The organism is Brachymonas sp. J145, assembly GCF_036312245.1.
GTDB lineage: Bacteria > Pseudomonadota > Gammaproteobacteria > Burkholderiales > Burkholderiaceae_C > Brachymonas > Brachymonas wangyanguii.
Genome location: NZ_JAZDCI010000001.1, coordinates 471,033 through 493,739, shown reverse-complemented (window position 1 = coordinate 493,739; position 22,707 = coordinate 471,033). Strand labels below are relative to the sequence as shown.

The 22,707-nt window shown below is 65.4% G+C and carries 9 protein-coding genes and 1 pseudogene; 1 reads left to right on the top strand and 9 read right to left on the bottom strand.

Translation table 11 applies throughout. From position 1 onward, the window contains the following. Nucleotides 1–16 precede the first annotated feature (16 nt). The 9 genes and pseudogenes from V1261_RS02285 to V1261_RS02245 form a co-directional block, all read right to left on the bottom strand. A protein-coding gene (locus V1261_RS02285) for an IS3 family transposase (protein ID WP_405197982.1) occupies nucleotides 17–1,248 on the bottom strand; the annotation gives its coding sequence in 2 pieces (ribosomal slippage) (nucleotides 17–981 and nucleotides 981–1,248; 1,233 coding nt in all). A 32-nt stretch (nucleotides 1,249–1,280) separates the two neighbouring features. Next, nucleotides 1,281–3,314: an AAA family ATPase gene (locus V1261_RS02280; protein ID WP_329769797.1), complete on the bottom strand. Its 2,034-nt coding sequence runs from the start codon at nucleotides 3,312–3,314 to the stop codon at nucleotides 1,281–1,283. A 201-nt stretch (nucleotides 3,315–3,515) separates the two neighbouring features. Next, nucleotides 3,516–6,089, bottom strand: coding sequence for a DNA topoisomerase (ATP-hydrolyzing) subunit B (gyrB, locus tag V1261_RS02275; protein WP_329769796.1), 2,574 nt, complete (start codon nucleotides 6,087–6,089; stop codon nucleotides 3,516–3,518). A gap of 377 nt (nucleotides 6,090–6,466) precedes the next feature. After that, nucleotides 6,467–6,895 (bottom strand): annotated as a pseudogene (locus tag V1261_RS02270) (barstar family protein); the annotation flags it as partial. Nucleotides 6,896–6,928: 33 nt separating this feature from the next. Then, on the bottom strand, nucleotides 6,929–7,342 hold the full coding sequence (locus V1261_RS02265) for a guanyl-specific ribonuclease (RefSeq protein ID WP_436231795.1): 414 nt from the start codon (nucleotides 7,340–7,342) through the stop codon (nucleotides 6,929–6,931). A 305-nt stretch (nucleotides 7,343–7,647) separates the two neighbouring features. Continuing rightward, a complete protein-coding gene (locus V1261_RS02260; protein ID WP_329769794.1) occupies nucleotides 7,648–9,966 on the bottom strand; it encodes an NADP-dependent malic enzyme in 2,319 nt (772 codons plus the stop codon). Nucleotides 9,967–10,142: 176 nt separating this feature from the next. Continuing rightward, nucleotides 10,143–13,742: an indolepyruvate ferredoxin oxidoreductase family protein gene (locus V1261_RS02255; RefSeq protein ID WP_329769793.1), complete on the bottom strand. Its 3,600-nt coding sequence runs from the start codon at nucleotides 13,740–13,742 to the stop codon at nucleotides 10,143–10,145. A 157-nt stretch (nucleotides 13,743–13,899) separates the two neighbouring features. Continuing rightward, entirely contained in the window at nucleotides 13,900–15,027 is a 1,128-nt protein-coding gene (gene mltA, locus V1261_RS02250; protein WP_329769792.1) for a murein transglycosylase A, read from the bottom strand. A 155-nt stretch (nucleotides 15,028–15,182) separates the two neighbouring features. After that, complete coding sequence (locus tag V1261_RS02245; RefSeq protein WP_329769791.1) at nucleotides 15,183–19,733, bottom strand: YhdP family protein; 4,551 nt, start codon at nucleotides 19,731–19,733, stop codon at nucleotides 15,183–15,185. 26 nt (nucleotides 19,734–19,759) lie between these two features. Between V1261_RS02245 and glnE the strand changes: the two genes are divergently transcribed. Beyond that, nucleotides 19,760–22,639, top strand: coding sequence for a bifunctional [glutamate--ammonia ligase]-adenylyl-L-tyrosine phosphorylase/[glutamate--ammonia-ligase] adenylyltransferase (gene glnE, locus V1261_RS02240; RefSeq protein WP_436231796.1), 2,880 nt, complete (start codon nucleotides 19,760–19,762; stop codon nucleotides 22,637–22,639). The last annotated feature ends 68 nt before the right edge of the window (nucleotides 22,640–22,707 follow it).

Here is a 22,707-nt window from a genome sequence, read left to right as displayed (position 1 = left end):
TGGAGTTCCCCCTATCTCACGGACGGTTGAGCGCTGAAGAATTCAGCGCGGTAACGGTGGTATTTTCTACCGGGGACTGCCCGGATTGTGCATTGATTTGCTCGAATTCGTTGGGAGCAAGGTAGCCCAGTGCGCTGTGCAACCGATGTGGGTTGTACCAGCCCTCTATCCAGGTAAACACGGCATGCCTGGCCTCGGTCTGGCTTTTCCAGCTTCTTCGGTTGACCAGTTCGCATTCCAGGCTGGCAAAGAAACTCTCGGCCATGGCGTTGTCGTAAGCATCCCCCACCGATCCCATGCTTGGGCGCACGCCCATTTCCTCGCAACGCTTGCCAAACACCGTGCTGGTGTATTGGCTGCCCTGATCGGAGTGGTGGATGACGCCCTGGGGCTTGCGCGTGAAGGCGGCCATCTCCAACGCCTGCACCACCAGATCGGCCGTCATGCGCGTGCCAAAGGCCCAACCCACTACTTTGCGGCTGTATACGTCGATGACTACCGCCAGATAGGCAAACCCGCTCCAGGTAGGCAGGTAGGTCATGTCTGCCACCCAAAGTTGGTTAGGAGCATCCGCCGCAAAGCGGCGATTGACCAGATCGCTGGCCAGCCCAGCCTCTCGATCACGGCGCGTTGTCACGCACCAGCCGCGCCGGCGGCTGACACCCTTCAGACTCGCCTGACGCATCAGGCGTTCGACGCGCTTCTTGTTGACGATCACCCCATCGCGCGCCAGTTGCGCGACCATGCGCGGCACGCCGTAGGTGGTATCGCTCATCTGATGGATGGCTTTGATGCGCAGCAGCAGCTCGGCATTGGCCTGATCGCGTGCACTGGGTCGGCGATTTAGCCAGTCGTGGTAACCACTGCTGGACACACCCAACACCCGGGCCATGGTGCGTATTGGGAGATCGGCCTGGTTCGCCTGCATCAGCGCGTAGACGGCGTGGACGTCTTCTCGCTTTGTCCGGCAAACCAGGCCGTAGCCTTTGCCAGGATGTCGCGCTCCGTTTGAAGACGCTTGACCTCCCGGCGCAAGCGGACGAGTTCCTCGCGCTCGGACGTTGTCAACACATCCTTGCCGGATAACGGCTTGCCAGCATCGGCTGCAGCGCGTGCAACCCAGTTGGCAATGCTCACCGCTGACACATCGAACTCACGTGCCAGCTCGGATTGGCTGCGACCGGAATGAAACAGCTCGACGATCTGCTGTTTGAATGCCTCGGGGTACGGGGGCTTGGTTTTTCCCATGGGGGCTCCTTTCTTCTCAGTGAAAGTGTCCGTCAAATGGGGGGAACTCCAATGTTGCTCAAGATCAATGAGTCCTCGAAGGTGGTCGGCCATTCATTACTTGCCTCGGCCACTGGGAGCTGCCACGCAAACCGCACCCGGCATTCGGGTACACCTGTCCAAGTGAAGTGATCAGTCGAGGGCACCTTGAAGTCATCCAGCGTCTCCAGTCGTGGATGCCATTGACGTAGGGTGGCATTGCCACACCTGAGACCAGCCTGTCCAGTGTTCGCCGTAGCTGTCCAGGATTTTCTTCCGGTCTTGTCATTAACCGTTTCTTTCGTTGGGTCGATGTCTGTAATGACTACGGTAGGGATGCGCAGCCTTTCGATCAGTGGCTTGAGCCGGTGGGCATGGCTACCGCCAATGTCCAGCAACGAGACATAGCGGCTGTTCAGCACCTCATACTTCATCTCCATGAACAGTGGCACCAGCATGCGCTCAGCGACACCTTCCACAAATAGCGCTGCATTGGCGAAGAGTAGGTCGGTGTGCTGGACGCGGAAATAGCGTTCCGCAAACTGACGCGTGTCGTCGTCGTCGCCGAACACTTCGCCTAAGTCGACGACTTCCGTGCTCGGCGTCGGATGAGCGGCTGATGCAGGGATCCGCCGTACGTAGCGTAGCCGGTCGAAATCTTCGGCGTGCGCGAGATGACTGGAATGCGTGCTGATCAGCAACTGACTTTTCAGCGCGCTGGCATCTTTGTCGGTCGGGCTGATGAGCTTGTGCGCCTTGTCAGGAAAGATGCGCTGTACCTGAACATGTAAGTGTGCCTCAGGCTCCTCAATCATGACTATGTGGACTGGCGGCGGCGAGCCCATCTCAGGGTTCATGCGGGCGGTCTTGAACGACACGAGCTGGTAGCTCAGAGACTGAAGGTTCTGGTAGCCAAGGCCGATCGAAAACTCTGGCAGCATGTCTTCTCCGGTCCTGCCTGTCATGCCGTACTGAACAGCGGTACTATGGTCGAGGAGATCGGCTGTATTGATCCGCGTCCTGAACCGGATCTCTTGGGGATCGTGGAGACCCGGGTAACCGAGCAGCTTCACCTCGGCCACCGATGGTGCCAACGCATCGTGAATCTTTTGGTCTAGTTCCCTCTGCGCATCCGCGATCGCTTGAATGAGATCGGCACGTTGCTCGTGACCTGTGACGGCGACATGTAGGTGCTGGCGCGCAAACTTGAGTAGCTGGTTTGAGAACAGGCCGACAGGATGCGACGACGAGGTGGATTTTGAGTTGGCCTCTTCCGAGCCTAGGCCACGTTGGGCGGCAACGAAATCGACTCGGATAAGCTTGGCCAAATGTTTGCGGTCTGTGGGCTGAGCATCGACTGTTAGGGGCTGGGCCTGATAGGTTTTGACCCCCTGGATGGGGTTATTCGCAGCGTCGAGGCGATACGGTCGGACCTGCCCTAGCTTTCTAGGTTCGCGCAGCCAGTAGTCCAGTAAGTCGATCGGCCAAGCCATCGACTTGTTGCCCATACTCTTTACGGGTTGGCGCGCCAGATTGTATGCCCAAGCCAGCTCTTTAAGCGATGCGACATCGCTGGCTGGCTCCAAGCGCAATCGGACGCCAACAGGGCCTCCTTTCCAGACCAGCTTGGATAAGAAGGGCTGGACGTAGTGAAACATGCCGGCTTCGGCATCAAACCACAGATCAAGCGTTGGCATCGCCGCCAGCAGCGTCGCGAGCTGGTCTTCCCAGTCGTCGCTCGGCTTTGTTGCCGTAGTCGCCGGATCCTCATCTAACGCGTCCCATTTAACGCCCAAGGCGCGTAGCGCAGGCCACTCAGACAAGCTGATGTCGAATGCGCTGAATGCGTTAGATTCAGATAGGAAGTGCCGCAGTGCGGTGAGGATTGAGGTCTTGCCGCTGTTGTTGGCACCAACAAGAATTGTCGTTTGTTGGTCCAACTCCAACTGAACCTTTCCCAGACGTCGGAACTTGCACAGTTCGACGTACCTGAGCGTGATGCTCCCAGACGGTGTTGCCGCATGTGCCAGTGCTGCTGGTGTGGTCACGGCGCTATACCTCCCTCTATTGAGTGGCCTTCGATTGCAGCGGCATTAATACATTTAGGTGAAAAAACGCAGCGGCGCTTTACGTACTTGCGACCGCATTCAACTCCGACTAACCGAGCGTTACTGTCTGACATTTCATTTATGTAAGATGAATTTCACGTTCTTGGCGGCTATTTGACTTTTCGTGACGTTCGATAGTCCTTATACGTCCAAGTTAGCCGCCCGCAACGCATTAGTCTCAATAAAGTCCCTCCGCGGCTCCACCTCATCCCCCATCAGCATCGTAAACACCCGATCCGCCTCGATCGCATCATCGATCTGCACGCGCAGCAGGCGGCGCACGGCCGGGTCCATGGTGGTTTCCCACAGCTGCTCGGGGTTCATCTCGCCCAGGCCCTTGTAGCGCTGGCGGCCGACCGAGTTCTCGGCCTGCTGCATCAGCCAGGACATGGCGTCCTGGAAATCGCCCACGACCTGCGTCTTGGCGCGCTCGCCTTCGCCACGCGTCACGCTGGCACCCTCGCCCAGCAGGCCCTTGAAGGTATCGCTGGCGGACTGCAGCGCCGCGTAGTCGGCGCCGTGCACGAACTCGGGCGTCAGGATGCTGGCGCGCTCATTGCCATGGTGCATGCGCGCAATGCGCAGGTAGTGCGCGTCATTCGTGGCATCAAAACCGTGCGTCACGCGGGCCGTGCTGCCGGCCAGCTCCATCGCCTGCTGCAGCGCCCGCGCGCTGGCCTCGGCGTTATCGGCTGTATCCAGGTTCAGGTGCAGGCCATCGCCCGGGCCAAAGCCGGCCAGCGTGCGCAGCGCCTGCTCGTCCATGTGGCTGGACAGGCGCTCGATCACGCTGGTCGCCTGCACAAAGCGCTGGGCCAGCGTACGCAGCGTATCGCCCTCCAGCACCGGACGGCCATCGCCTGGATCAATGCGCGCGCCTTCCAGCGCCACCTGGCTCAGGTAGGCGTTGAGCGCGTTGCCATCCTTCAGGTACTGCTCCTGCTTGCCGTGGCGCACCTTGTACAGCGGCGGCTGTGCAATGTAGATGTGGCCGCGCTCGACCAGCTCCGGCATCTGGCGGTAGAAGAAGGTCAGCAGCAGCGTGCGGATGTGCGCACCGTCCACGTCCGCGTCGGTCATGATGATGATGCGGTGGTAGCGCAGCTTGTCGATATTGAAATCGTCGCTGCTGCTCTTGCCGTGGCCGTCTTCGGCCGCCTTGCCGATGCCGGTGCCGAGCGCGGTGATCAGCGTCACGATCTCGTTGCTGGTCAGCAGCTTCTCGTAGCGCGCCTTTTCCACGTTCAGGATCTTGCCGCGCAGCGGCAGGATCGCCTGGAACTTGCGGTCACGGCCCTGCTTGGCCGAGCCACCGGCGGAGTCGCCCTCCACGATATAGATTTCGCACTGCGCCGGATCCTTCTCCTGGCAGTCAGCCAGCTTGCCGGGCAGGCCAAAGCCGTCCAGCACGCCCTTGCGGCGCGTCATCTCGCGAGCCTTGCGCGCTGCTTCACGTGCACGCGCCGCCTCGACGATCTTGCCGCACAGGATCTTGGCGTCGTTCGGGTTCTCTTCCAGGTAATCGGTCAGCGACTTGGCGACGATATCCTCTACCGGCGCGCGCACCTCGCTGGACACCAGCTTGTCCTTGGTCTGCGAGCTGAACTTGGGCTCCGGCACCTTGACCGACAGCACGCAGCACAGGCCCTCGCGCATGTCGTCGCCGCTGACATCGACCTTGGCCTTCTTGGCCAGTTCGTTGTCGGCAATGTACTTGCCGATCACGCGCGTCATGGCGGCGCGCAGGCCGGTCAGGTGGGTGCCGCCGTCACGCTGCGGGATGTTGTTGGTAAAGCAGATCACCTGCTCGTTATAGCTTTCGTTCCACTGCATGGCGACTTCGACACCGATCTCGGTGCCGGGAATGCCGCCGTAGCTGTCGGCCGGGCGCGAACCCACGGCGTGGAAGGTGGTGGGGTGCAGCACCTTCTTGCTGCCGTTGATGAACTCGACAAAGCCCTTGACGCCGCCGGCACCAGAGAAGTCGTCTTCCTTGCCGCTGCGCTCGTCCTTCAGGCGGATACGCACGCCGTTGTTCAGGAAGCTCAGCTCACGCAAGCGCTTGCTCAGGATCTCGTAGTGGAACTCGTTGTTTTCCTTGAAGATCTCGGTGTCGGGCAGGAAATGTACATGGGTGCCGCGCTTGTCGGTCTCGCCGGTAATGCGCATCGGGGAGACCTCGGCACCGTCGACCACCTCGATCAGGCGATCCTGCACCAGGCCGCGCGAGAACATCAGGCTGTGTACCTGGCCGTCGCGGCGCACCGTCAGGCGCAGCTTGCTGGACAGCGCGTTGACGCAGCTCACGCCCACGCCGTGCAGGCCGCCCGAGACCTTGTAGCTGTTCTGGTTGAACTTGCCGCCGGCGTGCAGCTCGGTCAGCGCGATCTCGGCAGCAGAGCGCTTGGGCTCGTGCTTGTCGTCCATCTTGACGCCGGTGGGAATGCCACGGCCGTTGTCGGACACGGAAATCGAGTTGTCGGCGTGGATGGTGACCACGATATCGTCACAATGGCCCGCCAGCGCCTCGTCGATGGAGTTGTCCACCACCTCGAACACCAGATGGTGCAGGCCGGTGCCGTCGCTGGTATCACCGATGTACATGCCGGGGCGCTTGCGCACGGCTTCCAGACCTTCGAGGATCTGGATCGCGCCTTCGCCGTAGCCGTCAGATTGAGGGGGAGTGCTGTTGGGGGTTGCTTGCGATTCGCTCATCCCTCCATTTTCGCAGAAATGACGCGGGTTTGCCTGCTTCCGGCAGGTGCCGGCATGGGCATTGCGGCAGGTTTTTCCGGCAGCCGTGGCAGGGGCTGCCAGAAACGCCAAGACCACCGCGCGGGTGGTCTTGTGCAGGGGGCGCAAGCGGCGTGTGCCGCCCGGCTTCAGGCGGTGGCCAGCGTGTCGCTGTCGTTGACCGCGGCCAGCCAGTAGCTGGCGTTGAACGGGCTGCTCATGCGCAGCGCCAGCGGCGACACGTCCATGATCTTGTCGGTCGGCATCTTTTCTTCCTCGACCTCTTCCTGCGCTTCTTCACCCACGCTGGCGGCGATCTGGCGGTAGGCTTCGCCCGGCTGGGCGGCGCGCGCTACCGAGAAGGAATAGAAGCAGCGGAACGCCACCTTGCGGTCGCCCCAGTAGTCGGCGGCGTCACGGAACACGTCCAGCAGCAGCTCGCGCAGCTCCTTGTCGAAGCGGGCGCTGGTCGGGATCTGCTCGACCACCACGATGAAGCCGGGTTGCGGGCCGGACTTGTGCAGCGGGTCGGTGATGCTGCCGTACACGGCATCGAAATTCTTGGTGCTGGGTGCCGGTGTGACCATGAACTGTTCACACAGCATGTCGATCACGTCCTGGCGCGTCTGTGCCTGCGACAGGTTGGCGTACAGGAAATGGTGGCCCAGCTGGGTAGCGGCATTCTGCAGCTCTTCCACGTGGAAGGCACGGATCGATTGCACCAGGTTGGTACGGACATTGCGCAGGGGGTGGTCGGAAGTGGAAATCTCGATGCTCACGGTCGTCATTGCGGCTGCTTGGCGCAGCCACATCCTGGTTGGTTAGGGCACTATGCGGTGGTAGCTCGCGTAGTGGTCACTGGTGTAGTAGCAGGCATCCGGCTGGCGCGGCTGCTGGCCGCCGCAAACGATGCGTTTGGCACCGCGATTGCGCGCCTTGGGATGTGCCACGGTGTATTCACGGTAGTAGCCACGCGGGTGCTGCGGCAGCAGCTGTTCGCGGTTGAAGAAGGTGCTGCCGTCCTTGCTGAACGGAAACGGGCCGCCCTGCAGGATCAGGGCATAGGTGGCCTGGCCCTGGCGCGGCAGTTGCTGCAGCGGCATCGCCGGGATGCGGCTGTCGGCCTGTGGCTGCGCGGGGGCAAAGGACGCGGGTGCGGTGGCTACCGGGGGGGCTGCCTTGCTGGCGGTCGGTTGTCCCTGGCTGCAGCCGGCCAGCGCAGCGACGCCCAACAGGAGGGCGGCGAGCAGCTTGCGCGAGGGGGAGTGTCCGCCGGGGAAGCTGCGGCCAGCAACAGGGGTGCTGCAGGGCTGGCTGGCAATGGCGGTCAGGGACGAAAAGACAGTCATACAAATGCAGGGACAACATTTTGTCAATCCAAGTGATTAACAAAGTTGATGAGGCGCAAGTTTGCCCCATGCCTCTGCAAAAATCAATAGATGTTCGCCGCCCTGCTATGGTGTTGCATGCCGGCTGGCATTTGTGCCAACGATGTGCTAAGGGCTGTGCTGCAGGGCAGCAAACAGCCCCCGGCAGCGGCTTATTCCATGGCGCGCGGCGTGGTCGAGTTGGCTTCGGCCACGGTGATAGCCGTCATGTTGATGATGCGGCGCACGGTGGCGCTGGGCGTCAGGATGTGCACCGGCTTGCTGGTACCCAGCAGCACCGGGCCAATCGCGATGCCGCCGCCAGCGGCCGACTTCAGCAGGTTGTAGGAGATGTTGGCCGCGTCCAGGTTGGGCATCACCAGCAGGTTGGCGCTGCCCTGCAGCACGCAGCTCGGCAGCATGTGCTTGCGCAGGCTGGCATCGAGTGCCACGTCACCGTGCAGCTCGCCGTCGATCGGCAGCCAGGGCGCATGTTCCTGGATCAGCGCCAGTGCCTCGCGCATCTTGACGGCGCTGGGCTGGTTGGAGGAGCCGAAGTTGGAGTGGCTCAGCAGCGCGGCATTCGGCTCGATGCCGAAGCGCTTCATGTCGAGTGCGGCCATGATGGTGAACTCGGCAATCTGCTCGGCGGTCGGGTCGTAGTTGACGTGGGTATCGACGATGAACACCTGGTGGTGCGGCAGCAGCAGCGCGTTCATGGCGGCATAGGTCTTGGCACCGGGCGCCTTGCCCAGCACCTGGTCCACATAGTGCAGGTGCAGCGAATGGCTGCCCCAGGTGCCGCAGACCATGCCGTCGGCATAGCCCTTGTGTACCATCATGGCGCCGATCAGCGACAGGCGGCGGCGCATCTCGATCTTGGCCATCGCCTGGCTGACGCCCTTGCGCTCGGCCATGGCGTGGTAGGCCTGCCAGAATTCGGTGTAGCGCGGGTCGTTCTCGACGTTGACCACTTCGTAATCGACGCCTTCGGTCAGGCGCAGGCCGTAGCGCTGGATGCGCTTGGCGATGATGGCCGGGCGGCCGACCAGGATCGGCTTGGCCAGGTTTTCATCGACTACGATCTGTACCGCGCGCAGCACGCGCTCTTCCTCGCCCTCGGCGTAGACCACGCGCTTGCGCTCGGCCATGCGGGCGGTGTCGAAGATCGGCTTCATGATGCCGCCGGAGGCGTACATGAAGGCCTGCAGCTTGTCCTTGTAGGCGTCCATGTCCTCGATCGGGCGCAGTGCCACGCCGGCGTCCATGGCGGCTTCGGCCACGGCCGGGGCGATCATCAGCATCAGGCGCGGATCGAAGGGCTTGGGAATCAGGTATTCGGGGCCGAAGCTCAGGTTATGGCCGATGTAGGCGGCGGCTACCACCTCGGACTGCTCGGCGCGGGCCAGGTCGGCGATGGCGCGTACGGCGGCGATTTCCATCTCGGTGGTGATGGTGCTGGCACCGCAGTCCAGAGCGCCCCGGAAGATGTAGGGGAAGCACAGCACGTTGTTGACCTGGTTCGGGTAGTCGGTGCGGCCGGTGGCCATGATGGCGTCATCGCGCACGGACTGGACTTCTTCTGGCGTGATTTCGGGCGTCGGGTTGGCCAGCGCGAAGATCAGCGGCTTGGCGGCCATCCTGGCGACCATCTCGGGCTTGAGCACGCCGCCGGCGGACAGGCCGAGGAACATGTCGGCACCCTCGATCACCTCGCCCAGCGTGCGCAGCGCGCTGTCCTGGGCGAACTGGGCCTTGTCTTCGTCCATCAGTTCGGTGCGGCCCTGGTAGACCAGGCCGTGGATGTCGGTGACCCAGATGTTCTGGCGCGGCACGCCGAGCTTGACCAGCAGGTTGATGCAGGCCAGCGCTGCGGCACCGGCGCCGGAGGTGACGACCTTGACCTCGTCGATCTTCTTGCCGACCACTTCCAGGCCGTTCAGGAAGGCCGCGCCCACCACGATGGCGGTGCCGTGCTGGTCGTCGTGGAACACCGGGATGTTCAGGCGTTCACGCAGCTTGCGCTCGACGTAGAAGCAGTCGGGCGCCTTGATGTCTTCGAGGTTGATGCCGCCGAAGGTGGGTTCGAGCGCGGCGATGATTTCGACCAGCTTGTCCGGATCCTTTTCGTTGATCTCGATGTCGAACACGTCGATGCCGGCGAACTTCTTGAACAGCACGCCCTTGCCTTCCATCACCGGCTTGCCGGCCAGCGGGCCGATATCGCCCAGGCCGAGCACGGCAGTGCCGTTGGTGACCACGCCGACCAGGTTGCCGCGAGCGGTGTAGCGGAAGGCGGCGGCCGGGTCCTTGACGATTTCCTCGCAGGGAGCAGCGACGCCGGGCGAGTAGGCCAGTGCCAGATCGGCTTGGTTTACCACCTTCTTGGTGGACTCGACGCTGATCTTGCCGGGCTGCGGAAACTCGTGGTAATCGAGTGCGGTCTGGCGGAACGCGGCGTTGCTGGTGCTCTGCTTGGAGGAAGTGGTCATGGCGGAACTCGTGCTGGGGCCTGGCAGCGGATCACGCCGCAGACCGGCTGTTTTGGGGTTATGGGCGGAACGTCCCATTGTAGGGGCAAGCGCGACCGCTAACAGGCACCACGACCCATGTCGCACAGGGAAGTGCGACATGGGCGATGGCGGTTTGACACTGCTGGCAGGCGGTATCAGGCAGCCCGGGACAGGGGAGCGGCGGGCGTGTCGCCGCCGTCGAGTTCGGCTAGCAGCTGTTGCCAGCGCGTGCGAGCGGCGGCCAGGTTGCGCGTCTTGACATGGCCGTAGCCACGGATGCTGTCGGGCACCTGCGCGATTTCGACCAGCAGCGCGTGGTTCTCTGGCGTGAGGCGCGTCAGCAGCTGTTCGACCAGCTGGCGGTAATCGGTGATCAGGGCGCGTTCGGTGACGCGCTCCGGGTGGCGGCCGAAGGGATCAAGCATGCTGCCGCGCAGCTTTTTCAGCTTCGCCAGCAGGCGGAACACGCGCAGCATGCCGGGGCCGTAGCTGCGCTTGCGAGCATCGGCCTGATCCTGTGCGCTGCCCAGGCTGGGAGGTGCCAGGTGGTAGCGCAGCGTGTAGTCGCCTTCGAACATGGCGGCGATCTTCTTCTCGAAGTCGCCGTTGCTGAACAGGCGCGCGACTTCGTATTCGTCCTTGTAGGCCATCAGCTTGAACAGGTTGTGCGCCACCGCCTGCGCCAGCCGGGTCGGCGGCTTGCCGTTGACGGCAGGCAGTGCGGCTTCGGCTTCGGCGACGCGCTGTACCAGCTGTTGGTACTGGCGCGCATAGGCGGCATCCTGGTAATCGGTCAGGAACTGCACGCGGCGTTCCAGCAGCTGCTGCAGCGAGGGCGGGCGGTGCAGCGTGATCACCTGTGCCGGCTTGAGCAGCTGTTGCACGCGGGCTGCATCGTGCGCGGCGTGGCGACCCCAGACAAAGGCCTGCTGGTTTTTGTCCACCTGCACGCCGTTGAGTTCCATGGCGCGCAGCAGCGCGGCCTCGCTGAGCGGGATCCAGCCTTTTTGCCAGGCAAAGCCGAGCACCATCGGGTTGACGTAAATCGTGTCGCCGAGCAGTTCGCGTGCCATGGCTTCGGCATCAAAACTGGCCAGATGGCCTGCATCGAGCAGGCCGGCGAGCACGCTGGCGCATTGCTGTGCCGGGTTTTGCCAGTCGCGGTTGTGGACAAAGGCGGCAGTCGGCGGGGCGCTGCTGTTGAGCGCGACACGGCTGCGGTCGTGGCGCAGGCGCGAGGTGGTTTCGGCATGCAGCGTGACCAGCGGATCACAACCGAGCACCAGATCGGCGGCAGCCAGGCTGACGCGCGTGGTCTGGATATCGTCCTGCGTGGCACCGATCAGCACATGGCTCCAGGTGGCACCGCCCTTTTGTGCCAGGCCGGCGGCATCCTGCGTGACGATGCCCTTGCCTTCCAGGTGCGCCGCCATGCCGAGGATCTGGCCGATGGTGATGACGCCTGTGCCACCGACGCCGGCGACTACCGTGCCCCAGACCTGGCCGGGTGCCAGTGGCGGCAGCTGCGGCAGGGGCAGCGTCGGCAGGCTGTCGAGTGCTGGTAGCTGCGACGAGCTGCCAGGCTGGCGCAGGCGGCCACCCTCGACCGTGACGAAGCTCGGGCAGAAGCCCTTGAGGCAGGAATAGTCCTTGTTGCAGCTGCTCTGGTTGATCTGGCGCTTGCGGCCGAATTCGGTTTCCAGAGGTTCCACGCTCAGGCAGTTGCTCTGCACGCTGCAGTCGCCGCAGCCTTCACAGACCGCCTCGTTGATGACGATGCGCTTGGCTGGATCTTCCAGCAGGCCACGCTTGCGGCGCCGGCGCTTTTCGGTGGCGCAGGTCTGGTCGTAGATCAGCACCGTGGTGCCGCGCGTGGCACGCAGCTGCTGCTGCACCTCGTCCAGGCGGTCGCGGTGGAAGACCTCGGTGCCAGGTGGCAGTGCCGCACCCTGGTACTTGTCGGGATCGTCGCTGACCACGACCAGCTTGCTGGCCCCTTCGGCGATCACGCTGGCGGCAATCTGCAGCACGCTGTGGCCTTCGGGCCGTTCGCCGACGCGCTGGCCGCCGGTCATGGCGACGGCATCGTTGTAGAGGATCTTGTAGGTGATGTTGACGCCGGCGGCGATGCTCTGGCGGATGGCGAGCAGGCCGCTGTGGAAATAGGTGCCGTCGCCGAGATTGGTGAAGATGTGCGGTTCGTCGGTGAACGGCGCCTGACCGACCCAGGGTACGCCCTCGCCGCCCATCTGGGTAAAGCCGCAGGTCGCGCGGTCCATCCACAGCGTCATGTAGTGGCAGCCGATGCCGGCCATGGCACGCGAGCCTTCCGGCACGCGGGTGCTGGTGTTGTGCGGGCAGCCGGAGCAGAACCAGGGCACGCGATCGGCCTTGAGCGTGATCGCCTGCTGGGCGCGTTCCTGCGCGTCCAGGATCGTGAGGTGGGCGTCCATGCGCGCCTGCACGTCGGCCGGCACGCCGAGCTGCGACAGGCGGCGCGCGATGGCGCGCGCGATCAGCGCCGGGTTCAGGTCGGCATGGGCGCGCAGCAGCTGGTGGCCGGCCGGATCGCACAGGCTCCATTCGCCGCCGCTGCAATCGCCCGGTACCTCGTCGAACTTGCCGAGCACGGTCGGGCGCACGTCCTCGCGCCAGTTGTATAGCTCTTCCTTGAGCTGGTATTCGATCATCTGGCGCTTTTCTTCCACCACCAGGATCTCGTCCAGGCCAACGGCGAACTCGCGCGTGAGTGTGGCTTCCAGCGGCCAGACCACGCCGACCTTGTGCACGCGCACGCCGATGCGCTGGCAGGTGGCCTCGTCCAGCCCCAGGTCGAGCAGTGCCTGGCGCATGTCGTTGTAGGCCTTGCCACTGGCGATGATGCCGAAACGGTCCTGCGCACCGCTGATGACGGTGTGGTTGAGCTGGTTGGCGCGGATGTAGGCGAGCGCGGCGTAGAGCTTGTGTTGCAGCAGGCGTGCTTCCTGCTCGAGCGCGGTATCGGGCCAGCGGATATGTACGCCGCCGGGCGGCATGGCGTAGTGCGGCAGCCGCGTGTGCACGCGGTTCGGATCGATCTGCACGGTGGCGCTGGATTCGACCACTTCCTGGATCGTCTTCATGCCGGTCCAGACGCCGGCAAAGCGGCTCATGGCATAGGCATGGATGCCGAAATCGAGAATCTCCTGCACGCTGGCCGGGAAGAACACCGGCATGCCGCAGGCCTTGAGGATGTGGTCGCTCTGGTGCGCGGCAGTGGAGCTCTTGGCGATGTGGTCATCGCCGGCGACGGCAATCACGCCGCCCCAGGGGCTGGTGCCAGCCATGTTGGCGTGCTTGAACACGTCCACGCTGCGATCGACGCCGGGGCCCTTGCCGTACCAGATGCCGAATACGCCATCAAAGCGCTGCTGCTGTTGCGGGGCAAAGGCCAGCTGCTGGCTGCCCCAGACGGCGGTGGCGGCGAGCTCCTCGTTGACGCCGGGCTGGAACACGATGTCGTGCTGCTTGAGGCTGGATTGCGCCTGCCAGAGCATCTGGTCATAGCCGCCGAGTGGAGAGCCGCGATAGCCGCTGATGAAGCCGGCGGTGCGCTTGCCGGCGGCCAGGTCGCGCTGCTGTTGCAGCATGGGAAGCCGGACCAGGGCCTGCACGCCGCTCATGAAGGCTTCGCCTTGCGGCAGCGTGTACTTGTCGTCCAGGGTGGCATCGGGCCGTGCCAGGCCGGAGACGGGAAAATGGGTCGGTGCGTTCATGGGTGCCTCGCTTGTTCGGTGGTGCGGAAAGGGTGGTTCCGGACCAGGGGACAGGCCTGCCGCTGCTTGTGGCAGCGCAGGCGCTAGAGGCAGTTTAGGCGGCGCGCAGGCGCGCCGCCGTCAGGGATAGTACCGAGTTACAGCTGCTGACAGCGGCTCAGCGCGGCCACAGCACCCACAGGCGCAGCGGCTGCTTCATGGCGTGCGCCAGCGTGGCGGCTTCGGGCGACCAGCCGGCAAAGTAGTCGGCACGCACGGCACCGCGGATTGCATTGCCGGTGTCCTGTGCCAGCACCATGCGGTTGAGCTGCGCGGTCGGTCCGCTGGTGGAGAGCCAGACTGGCGTGCCGTAGGGGATGCTGTCACGGTCTACCGCAATCGAGCGGCCCGGCGTCAGCGGCACGCCCTGGGCACCGCGCGGGCCGGTGTTGGCATCGGGGATCGCCTCTTCACGGAAGAACACGTAGCGCGGGTTGCTCCACAGCATGGCCTGGGTGCGGCCCGGGTTCTGTGCCGCCCAGGCGCGTACATTGTCCCAGCTGCCGCCACGGCCGCCCTGCGAGCTGATCCAGGCCGAGGGGCTGCGGAAAGTCTGGTTGTTGGTGCCAGCAAAGGCCAGGCGCACGTCGCGCACGCGGCCGTCGCGCTCACGCACCTGCATGCGGCCGGAGCCCTGCACGTGCAGCACCATGGCATCGATCGGGTCGGCCATCCAGACGATTTCGCGGCCACGCAGTGCAGCCTGTGCGGCGGGCAGGGTATCGATCTGCTGGCGCGTGAACCAGGGCGACTTGGGCGCGCCACCGGCCGGCACGCCGTACAGCGGCACGCGGTGGCTGGCGGTGGGCACGCGGCTGGCCTGCATCACCGGTTCGTAATAGCTGGTCAGCAGGCCGTCGGCCTGGCCGCTGTGCGCCTGTACCTGGTAGGGCTGCAGGCGCTGCATCATCCAGTTGCGCTTGTCCTGGTCGCTGGCGCGCGCCATGCCGGCGGCTTCACGGCAGGTGGCGGCAAACACCGGGCCGGGCTTCTGGCAGCTCTGCATCCAGGCGCTCCAGGCTTCGCCAACGCGATCCTGGTTGAAGCCGGGCAGGCTGGACCAGGTCACCGGCACCCAGCGGCTCTTGGGCTGGGTGATGATCTGGCCGGTGATGGTGTCGGTCGGGGGCGCGGTCGGCTTGGTGCCGCAGCCGGCGAGCAGGGCTGCGGCCACGACGCTGGCAACGCCGGCCAGCGTGGTCCAGCGTGGAAGGGTACGGGGGAGAGCGGGTGAGATCGTCTGCATGGGCTTTGAAGTCAACAGGCTGGCACCCGGCATCGGCATGGTCAGGAATGCCGGGCATGAGGGAAATGGAAAGAGTCGCAACACATTGTGCCTGCCCTGCAGCGGGCTGCCGGAGCGCAGCGCTGCACAATTCGTGTGCAAATGTTCCGGGCGGCTCAGGGCATGGCGCTGGCAGCGGCTTGCGGCAACACCCCAGCTGCAGATGCAGCCGATGCCGGCAGCATCGCCCTGGCGGCAGAAGCGGCAGAAGCGGCAGAAGCGGCAGAAGCGGCAGAAGCGGCAGAAGCGGCAGAGGCGGCAGAGGCGGCAGAGGCGGCAGAGGCGGCAGAGGCGGCAGGTGCTGCGGCGGGGCTGGTTCCGCCCTCATCGTCGCTGTCGAAGCTGTCAGGCTGCTCCTGGCGCAGCCAGGGCTGGCCGACGCCGCGACCCTGGGTGATCGGCCACCAGTCACGCAGCAGGGTGTCACGGCCGGTGATCGGCCACCAGTCCCAGAGCCGGTCCACCGGGCGCGGCGTGGCGTGGCTGGCGAGGATCTGCAGCGCGGTCTGGTGCGCGGCCGAGCCTTGCAGGCGCGTCACCTCCGGCGCGTTCCACGGACCGCCGACGTAGAGCACCTGGGTGGCGGCATCGTTGATCGACTTGCTCAGCAGCCACTGGGCGATAAAGCTGCCGACGCCGATCACCGGGTTGACCGCGGCAGCCACCAGCGCGGCACCGCCGAGGTCGATCTTGGGCTGCACCAGCACGTCCAGCGCCAGCGTCTGCGCCACCAGCGAGATCTGGCCGTTCACCTTGACGTTGGCCAGCGTGGTGCCGATGACCTCGGTGTCATCGGTATGGGCGATGCCGTTCTGCAGCCGCAGCGTGCCGCCGATGCGGTCAAAGCCGAAGCCCTTGCCCTGCTGCTCGCCCAGGCGCGACAGGCCCTGCAGGCTGAACAGGTTGACGATGCGCAGCGCGTCCACGTCGATCGGCGTGATGCTGCCGCGGCGCAGGTCCAGCCGCACGTTGCCGCCCAGCGTGTCCATGTCGATCGAGATCGGCGAACCGCGCCAGCGCACCGTGCCGGCCAGCGCACCGGCACCGTCCTCGACCAGGCCGGGATGGCCGAAGTGGGTCAGCATGCCGCCCAGGTTGTCGGTTTCCAGGCGCACGTTGAGCGAGACAAAGCGGCGTGCGGCACTGCCGTCTGCGCGCGTGGCCTGACGCGGCTGGCCCCACAGGCCGCTGCCGAGCAGGTGGCCATGCGGCATGCGGGCCGTCAGCTGGTGGATGCGCCAGCCTTCGCCATGGTCTTCCGGCTGGTCCACCAGCGGTGCCCCGGCCACCATCGGCGTACTGGCATTGCCAGCCAGCAGGGTGACGCGGTCGAACTTGTAGCCGAGCACATCGACCTGTTCCGCCTCGATATCGAGCGCCGGCAGGGTTTCCGGGTCTTCGGTGCGCGCCACCAGGTCACGCACATCCTGCACGATGGCCGGCTCGATGATGGCGCGCGCCAGGCGGGCCTTGACGCTGCCGGCCCCCTGGCCGTTGAGCGGCTGCAGGTATTCCACGTAGCCGTTGATCTGGCGTGCATCCAGCGTCACCTGCCACAGGCGGCCATGGCGCGTGCCACCCAGCACCAGATTGTCGAAGCGGCGATTCGCCACCGTCAGCGAGGAGGTCTGGATCGCCATCACGCTGGGCAGGTAGTTCAGGCTGGCTTCGCCGTCGCCCGCCGCACTGGTGGCGGTAGGCTCGCTGGCCGAGATGCGATTCAGCACGGCGATCCAGTCGTCGGCATTCACGTCATCGAGCAGGATCAGCGCGTGCACATCGTTTTCGGGCAGCGGCGGCAGGTTCTCGTGTGCCAGCGCGCCGGCGGCGATACTGCCGCGCAGCACGCGTGGCGTGTGGCCACGCACATCGCGCACGTAATGCACCGACAGCCGGTTGCCGATGCGCACCAGCAGCTGGTCCTCGGCCGGCATCAGCTGGCCGCGCTGCTGGTCCTGGTAGTTGCGCACGATGGTGTTCTCGTAGTGCAGCGGCAGGCTCTCGCCGGCGCTCTTGCCCAGCGGTGCCGGCAGGTTCACCGCCATGCCGACCAGGTCGCTGTCGATGGTCAGCTCAGGCGCGCCACGATCGAACTGCAGGCGCGCGCGGTAGGCGCTGCGGCCTTCCATTGAGGCACCCAGCGCCGAGACAAAGCCCAGCTCCTTCGCTTCACGCAGGCCGGCGGCGGTGATGTCGCCCACGGCGTTGAACACGATCTGGCGCGGCTGGCCGGGCTGGCGTTTCGGATCCATGCCGCCCGCCAGCGTTGCCTGGCCGCCCAGCAGCCCGGTGCGCACCTGGCGCAGTTCGAAGCCCTTGTCGGTAAAGGCCACGACGCCGGTGCTGCCGGCCAGCAGCGGCGTGGTCGGCGTGATGCGCACATCGTTGCCCTTGAGCGTGACCTGGCCATCGACCTTGATGTTGCGGATCTGGTGCACCGGAATGCCGAGTGCCAGCGAGAGATCGGTGCCGCCGGTAGCGGTGGCCTGCTGCAGCGCGTTGCCAGCGATCTCGCCCAGTGGCGAGGTGTTGGCCAGGTGCAGCGCCTGCGACAGTGGGCCGGTGGCGCTGGCGGCCACGCCCACGGTCAGGTTGTGCGAGGCCAGGTCGGGAATCGTGGCGGCAATCTCACGCACACGCAGATCGGGCGCGGTGCTGAAGCTGGCGGTGGCGTCAACGATCTGCAGCATGTTGCGGTCGATGATCAGCTTGCCCTTCAGGTCGGTCAGCGCCGGCCAGGGCAGCTCGTCGCCATGCTGCAGGCTGCGCGGCACGAACTGGTAGCGCGCGTTGTAGAGCGGCACGTCAAAGCGGAACTTGCCCGGCAGCTGGCGGCCGGCATCGTCCTTGCCGGACGGCAGGTGCGCCAGATCGCCCTCGATCTGCACGCGTGCGTTGCGGATCTCGCCGGCCTGCACCGCATCGCGCACGTACTGGCGCGCCTGCACGCCCAGCGACATCGGCAGGTAGCGGTGCACGCGCGCGGCGTTGGCGCGCTCCATGCGCGCATCGAGCTGGATGATGCCGGGGAAGCGTTCCGATGCCGGCTCGCCCTCTTTCAGCGGGCTGGTGCGCCAGGTGGCGGACAGCCGACCGCGGGCATCGGCATTGGCAAAGCGCACATTGGGCAGGGTGGCGCGGATCACGCCGTCCTTGATCTGCCACAGCACTTCGGCGTTGAAGGTGTCGAAGGCGATGCGCGGCTCCTCGAACACGCCGGGCAGGGTCACATGGCCCTGGCTCATGTCGATCGCCATGCGACCACCGCGTTCGGTCAGGGCAAAGTCCACGTCGGCGCCATCCACGCCAGGCGTGCCCGGTTCGTAGCGCCGGCGCTGTGCGTTATACGGTCCCTGCTGCGACTGCCAGCCAATGTCCCGAGCCTTGCCGATGGCGGAAAAGCTGCTTGGCTGGTCCAGCTGGCCCTGCCAGTCGAGCGTGAGCGTTTCCATGTGGCCGCGCGGCTGGAAGGTATAGAGCGCATCGAGCGCGGCATCGCCCAGCGGCAGACTGCCGGCCAGTTCGCCGATGATGCCCAGATCCCAGTTGTCCCCCTCGACATGGCCGCGGCTGCTGGCACTGTCGGTGCCGTTGTGCAGCTCCACACGCACATTGCCGCCGTTCCAGCGGTGGCCGCTGAGCGTGGTGAAATCCAGCTGCTGCGTGGCCAGTGTGTAGGTTTCGTTGTTGTCGGCGGCGGCAAACTGCACGCTGAACATGCTCTGCATGTCCTTCAGCACCAGCGGCGGCAGGTCTTTCCCGAGCCGCAGGTCGACCTCGTTCAGATTGGCCTCGATGGTGGCGGTGCTGCTGCGCATCTGCTTGAAGTCGGCCCAGACGCGCATGCGGCCCTTGCCGCGGCGCAGGTCGATGCCGCGGCCCAGGCTGGTGTAGCGGCGCAGTTCGGACAGGTCCAGCTCGGCCAGGTCGGCATAGGCCACACCGCTCCAGTCGCGCCAGACAGTGCGGTCGCCGAACAGCGGGTGGGTCCAGTCGCTGACGAACTGGATCGGCTGGCCCCAGCCGGCGGGCGGCGTTGCCTGCAGCTGCAGCTCGTGCTGGCGGCCGCTGTTTTTCAAGCTGGCGCTGATATCGGTCATCAGCAGCGGGGGCACCTCGCGCTGGGCATCGCTCCAGTGCAGGCTGCCGTTGCGGATGGCGATATGCGGCTGGGACAGCAGCCAGTTGAGCGCTGGGCCGGAATCGCCCGACTTGCCCTGTGCCAGCTCGATACCGGCGGCCTCGATCACGCCGTCAGCGCGCTTGCGCATGTGCAGCCGTGGCTGTTCCACCTGCAGCTGCTCGAAGCCGAGCCGCAGCGTGGCTGGCAGCGAGACGGTGGCGCTCAGGCGCGCGATGTGCAGGCCTTCGGCGCCCTGGCCATCGCGCAGCACGATGTTGTCCATGGCGATGGTCGGGTTCCAGCCGCGTTCGGTCACGTGCAGCTGGCCGATTTCGAGCGGGGTGCCCAGCGTGCGGCTGGCCAGATTCTCCAGTGCCGGACGGAAGGAATCGATTCGCGGCAAAATGACGAGATGCAGGACCAGTGCCAGCAGCCCGATCAGGCTGAGTACCAGTACCAGCAGCACCCCCAGGCCGCGTCGCAGCCGCGACAGCCAGGGTCGGAGAGGTGGTGTGCTGGGAGGTGTGGCCGAGGTTTCCTGCATGTCTAGGAAAGATGATAGGCATGAACATGACCAACGATGGCACGCTGACGCCGACGGAACCATTATCGCCGGCTGCTGCACCTGCACAGGGCGACACGCAGACTGTTACGGAAGACCTGGCGGGATATTCACGCTTTGTGCAGCGCATCCGCCGCCGTTATGCCGAGGAACTGCCACTGCTGGCACCCGGCCTGCCCGATCTGGCCAGCATGCGCCAGGCCTACGCCGTGCTGCGTGAGCGTGGCCACGATGTGGGTGCTGCGCTGCGCGTGCTGCGCCAGCTGGTGCAGGAACGCCTGGCGACGCTGGACTGCAATGCCGGCGCCCCGATGCAGGACATAGCCTTGAGCGTGACGCGGCTGGCCGAATTGGCGCTCGACATCGCCTGCGAAGAGGCCTTTGTCCAGGTCGATGCGCGCTACGGGCCGCCGCTCAAGGCCGACGGCCAGCGCTGCAACCTGTGGATCATGGGCATGGGCAAGCTGGGCGCGCGCGAGCTCAACGTTTCCAGCGATATCGACCTGATCTATGTCTACGAGTGCGATGGCGAAACCGCCGGTCGCCCGAATGCCGAAGGCCGCAGCAGCGGCGCTGGCAGCACCAGCCTCCAGGAATACTTCACGCGCGTGGTCAAGGTGATCTATGGCCTGATCGGCGATACCACCGAGCACGGCTTCGTGTTCCGCGTGGATCTGGCCTTGCGTCCCAACGGCAACTCCGGCCCCAGCGTCACCTCACTCGAGGCGCTGGAAGAGTACATGGTGGTGCAGGGCCGCGAATGGGAGCGTTTTGCCTGGATGAAGAGCCGCGTGGTGGCACCGCGCGCCTCCATCGTCAACGGTTCCGGCCAGCAGCTGCGCCAGGTGGTGCTGCCTTTCGTGTTCCGCCGCTACCTGGACTACAACGTGTTCGAGGCGCTGCGCGTGCTGCATCGCCAGATTCGCGAGCACGCCACCAAGCGCAGCGCCGGCCGCCCGGAGCGCGCCAACGACGTCAAGCTGTCGCGTGGCGGCATCCGCGAGATCGAATTCACCGTGCAGCTGCTGCAGGTGGTGCGCGGTGGCCATTTCCCCGAGCTGCGCACGCGCCCGACGCTGGAAGCGCTGGAGCGCGTCGAGCGCGCCGGCCTGATGTCGCCCGAGATTGCCGCCGGCCTGGGCGAGGCCTATGTCTTCTTGCGCCAGGTCGAGCACCGTATCCAGTACCTGGATGACCAGCAGACGCATCTGCTGCCGACCTCCGAAGAGGACCTGGCCTGGATCGCGCGCAGCATGGGCCATGCCGATACCTGCGGCTTCATGCAGGAGCTGCTGCGGCATCGCGACCTGGTGGCGAGCGAGTTCGACATCCTGCTGGGGGGTGACCAGTCCTGCAGCAAGGGCAATTGCCAGAAGAACGGCAAGGGCCAGCAAGTGGACATGGCGCAGACCGGTGACGATATCGGCGAGCTGGTGGCGATGCTGCCAGAGGGCTCGGTGGTGGCGCGCCGGCTGGAGGAATGGCGCGAGCATGTGCGCGTGCAGGGGCTGCGCATCGACACCCGCGTGCGCCTGATGCGCCTGATGCAGCGCACCCTGCAATGGATGCAGGCGGAAGACAGCCAGCGCCACGACATTTCCGAAGCCGGCGTGCTGCGTTTCATCGACTGGATCGAGACCTTGCTGCGCCGCGAAAACTACCTGGCGCTGCTGCTGGAGCGACCGACTATCCACGACCGCCTGCTGCGCCTGCTCGGCGTGGCACGCTGGCCGGCACGCTACCTGATGCAGCACCCGGTGGTAATCGACGAGCTCACCAGCAACGCACTGATGGAGCAGCGCTTCAACCCGGCCGACCTGCGCGAGGACTTGGGCCTGCGCCTGCAGGCGCTGCAAAGCACCGGCGAGGACGATGAGGAGGCGCTGCTGAACCTGCTGCGCCGCGCCATGCACGCCGAGACCTTCCGCATCCTGGCGCGCGACCTGGACGGCCGGCTGACGGTGGAGCAGGTGGCCGACGACCTGAGCGCGGTGGCCGATACCGTGCTCGACGTCGCCGTGCACTGGTGCTGGCAGCAATATCTGCCACGCGCGCTGCGGCTGGGCTTCGAGGGCGATGCCGATACCGATATCAGCCAGCACTTCGCCATCATTGCCTACGGCAAGCTCGGCGGCCTGGAACTCGGCTATGGCAGCGATCTGGACCTGGTGTTCTGCTACGAGGACGAGAGCGAACGGGCCAGCGAGATCTACGCCGGCCTGGTACGCAAGCTGATCACCTGGCTCACCGTCAAGACCAGCGAAGGCGACCTGTACGAGATCGATACCGCGCTGCGCCCGAATGGCAGCTCCGGCCTGCTGACCACCAGCATGGAAGCCTACGAGGCCTACCAGCTGCAGCGCGGCAGCAACACCGCCTGGGTTTGGGAACACCAGGCCATGACGCGGGCACGCTGCTGCTTTGGCAGCCCGCAGCTGCGCGAGCGCTTCGAGGCCTTGCGCAGCGACGTGATCACGGCCGAACGCAACCCGGCCGCGCTGCGCGACGAGATCATCGCCATGCGTCAGCGCGTGACGCAGGCGCACCCGATCCCGATCGGCAGCTTTGACGTCAAGCACAGCCCGGGCGGCATGATGGACGTGGAATTCGTCACCCAGTTCCTGGTGCTGCGCCATGGCCGCGAGTTCCCGACGATGCTGGAAAACCGCGGCAATATCGCGTTGCTGGAACGGGCCGATGACCTCGGCATGCTGCCGGCGCCGGTCGGCCACGCGGCCGCAGCGGCCTACCGCGAGCTGCGCAAGCTGCAGCACCGTGCGCGCCTGAACGAGGAGTCCACCGCTTTCCCGGAAGACATGATGCGCCTGCATGCGGCGGCGGGGCTGGACCTGTGGCAGGCGGCATTTGGCCTGCCGCGCCAGGGCTGAGGTGGGCTTTTTTGCCGGAATGACAGCCCGCCGCGTGCGGGCTGTTCGCGTTCTGGCCTCGGGAAAAT

What these genes read in the sequence shown, in the direction of transcription:
- gyrB (WP_329769796.1), bottom strand. Translation starts at nt 6,089, where the DNA reads ATGAGCGAATCGCAAGCAACCCCCAACAGCACTCCCCCTCAATCTGAC.
- V1261_RS02255 (WP_329769793.1), bottom strand. Translation starts at nt 13,742, where the DNA reads ATGAACGCACCGACCCATTTTCCCGTCTCCGGCCTGGCACGGCCCGAT.
- glnE (WP_436231796.1), top strand. Translation starts at nt 19,760, where the DNA reads ATGACCAACGATGGCACGCTGACGCCGACGGAACCATTATCGCCGGCT.
- V1261_RS02260 (WP_329769794.1), bottom strand. Translation starts at nt 9,966, where the DNA reads ATGACCACTTCCTCCAAGCAGAGCACCAGCAACGCCGCGTTCCGCCAG.
- V1261_RS02245 (WP_329769791.1), bottom strand. Translation starts at nt 19,733, where the DNA reads ATGCAGGAAACCTCGGCCACACCTCCCAGCACACCACCTCTCCGACCC.
- mltA (WP_329769792.1), bottom strand. Translation starts at nt 15,027, where the DNA reads ATGCAGACGATCTCACCCGCTCTCCCCCGTACCCTTCCACGCTGGACC.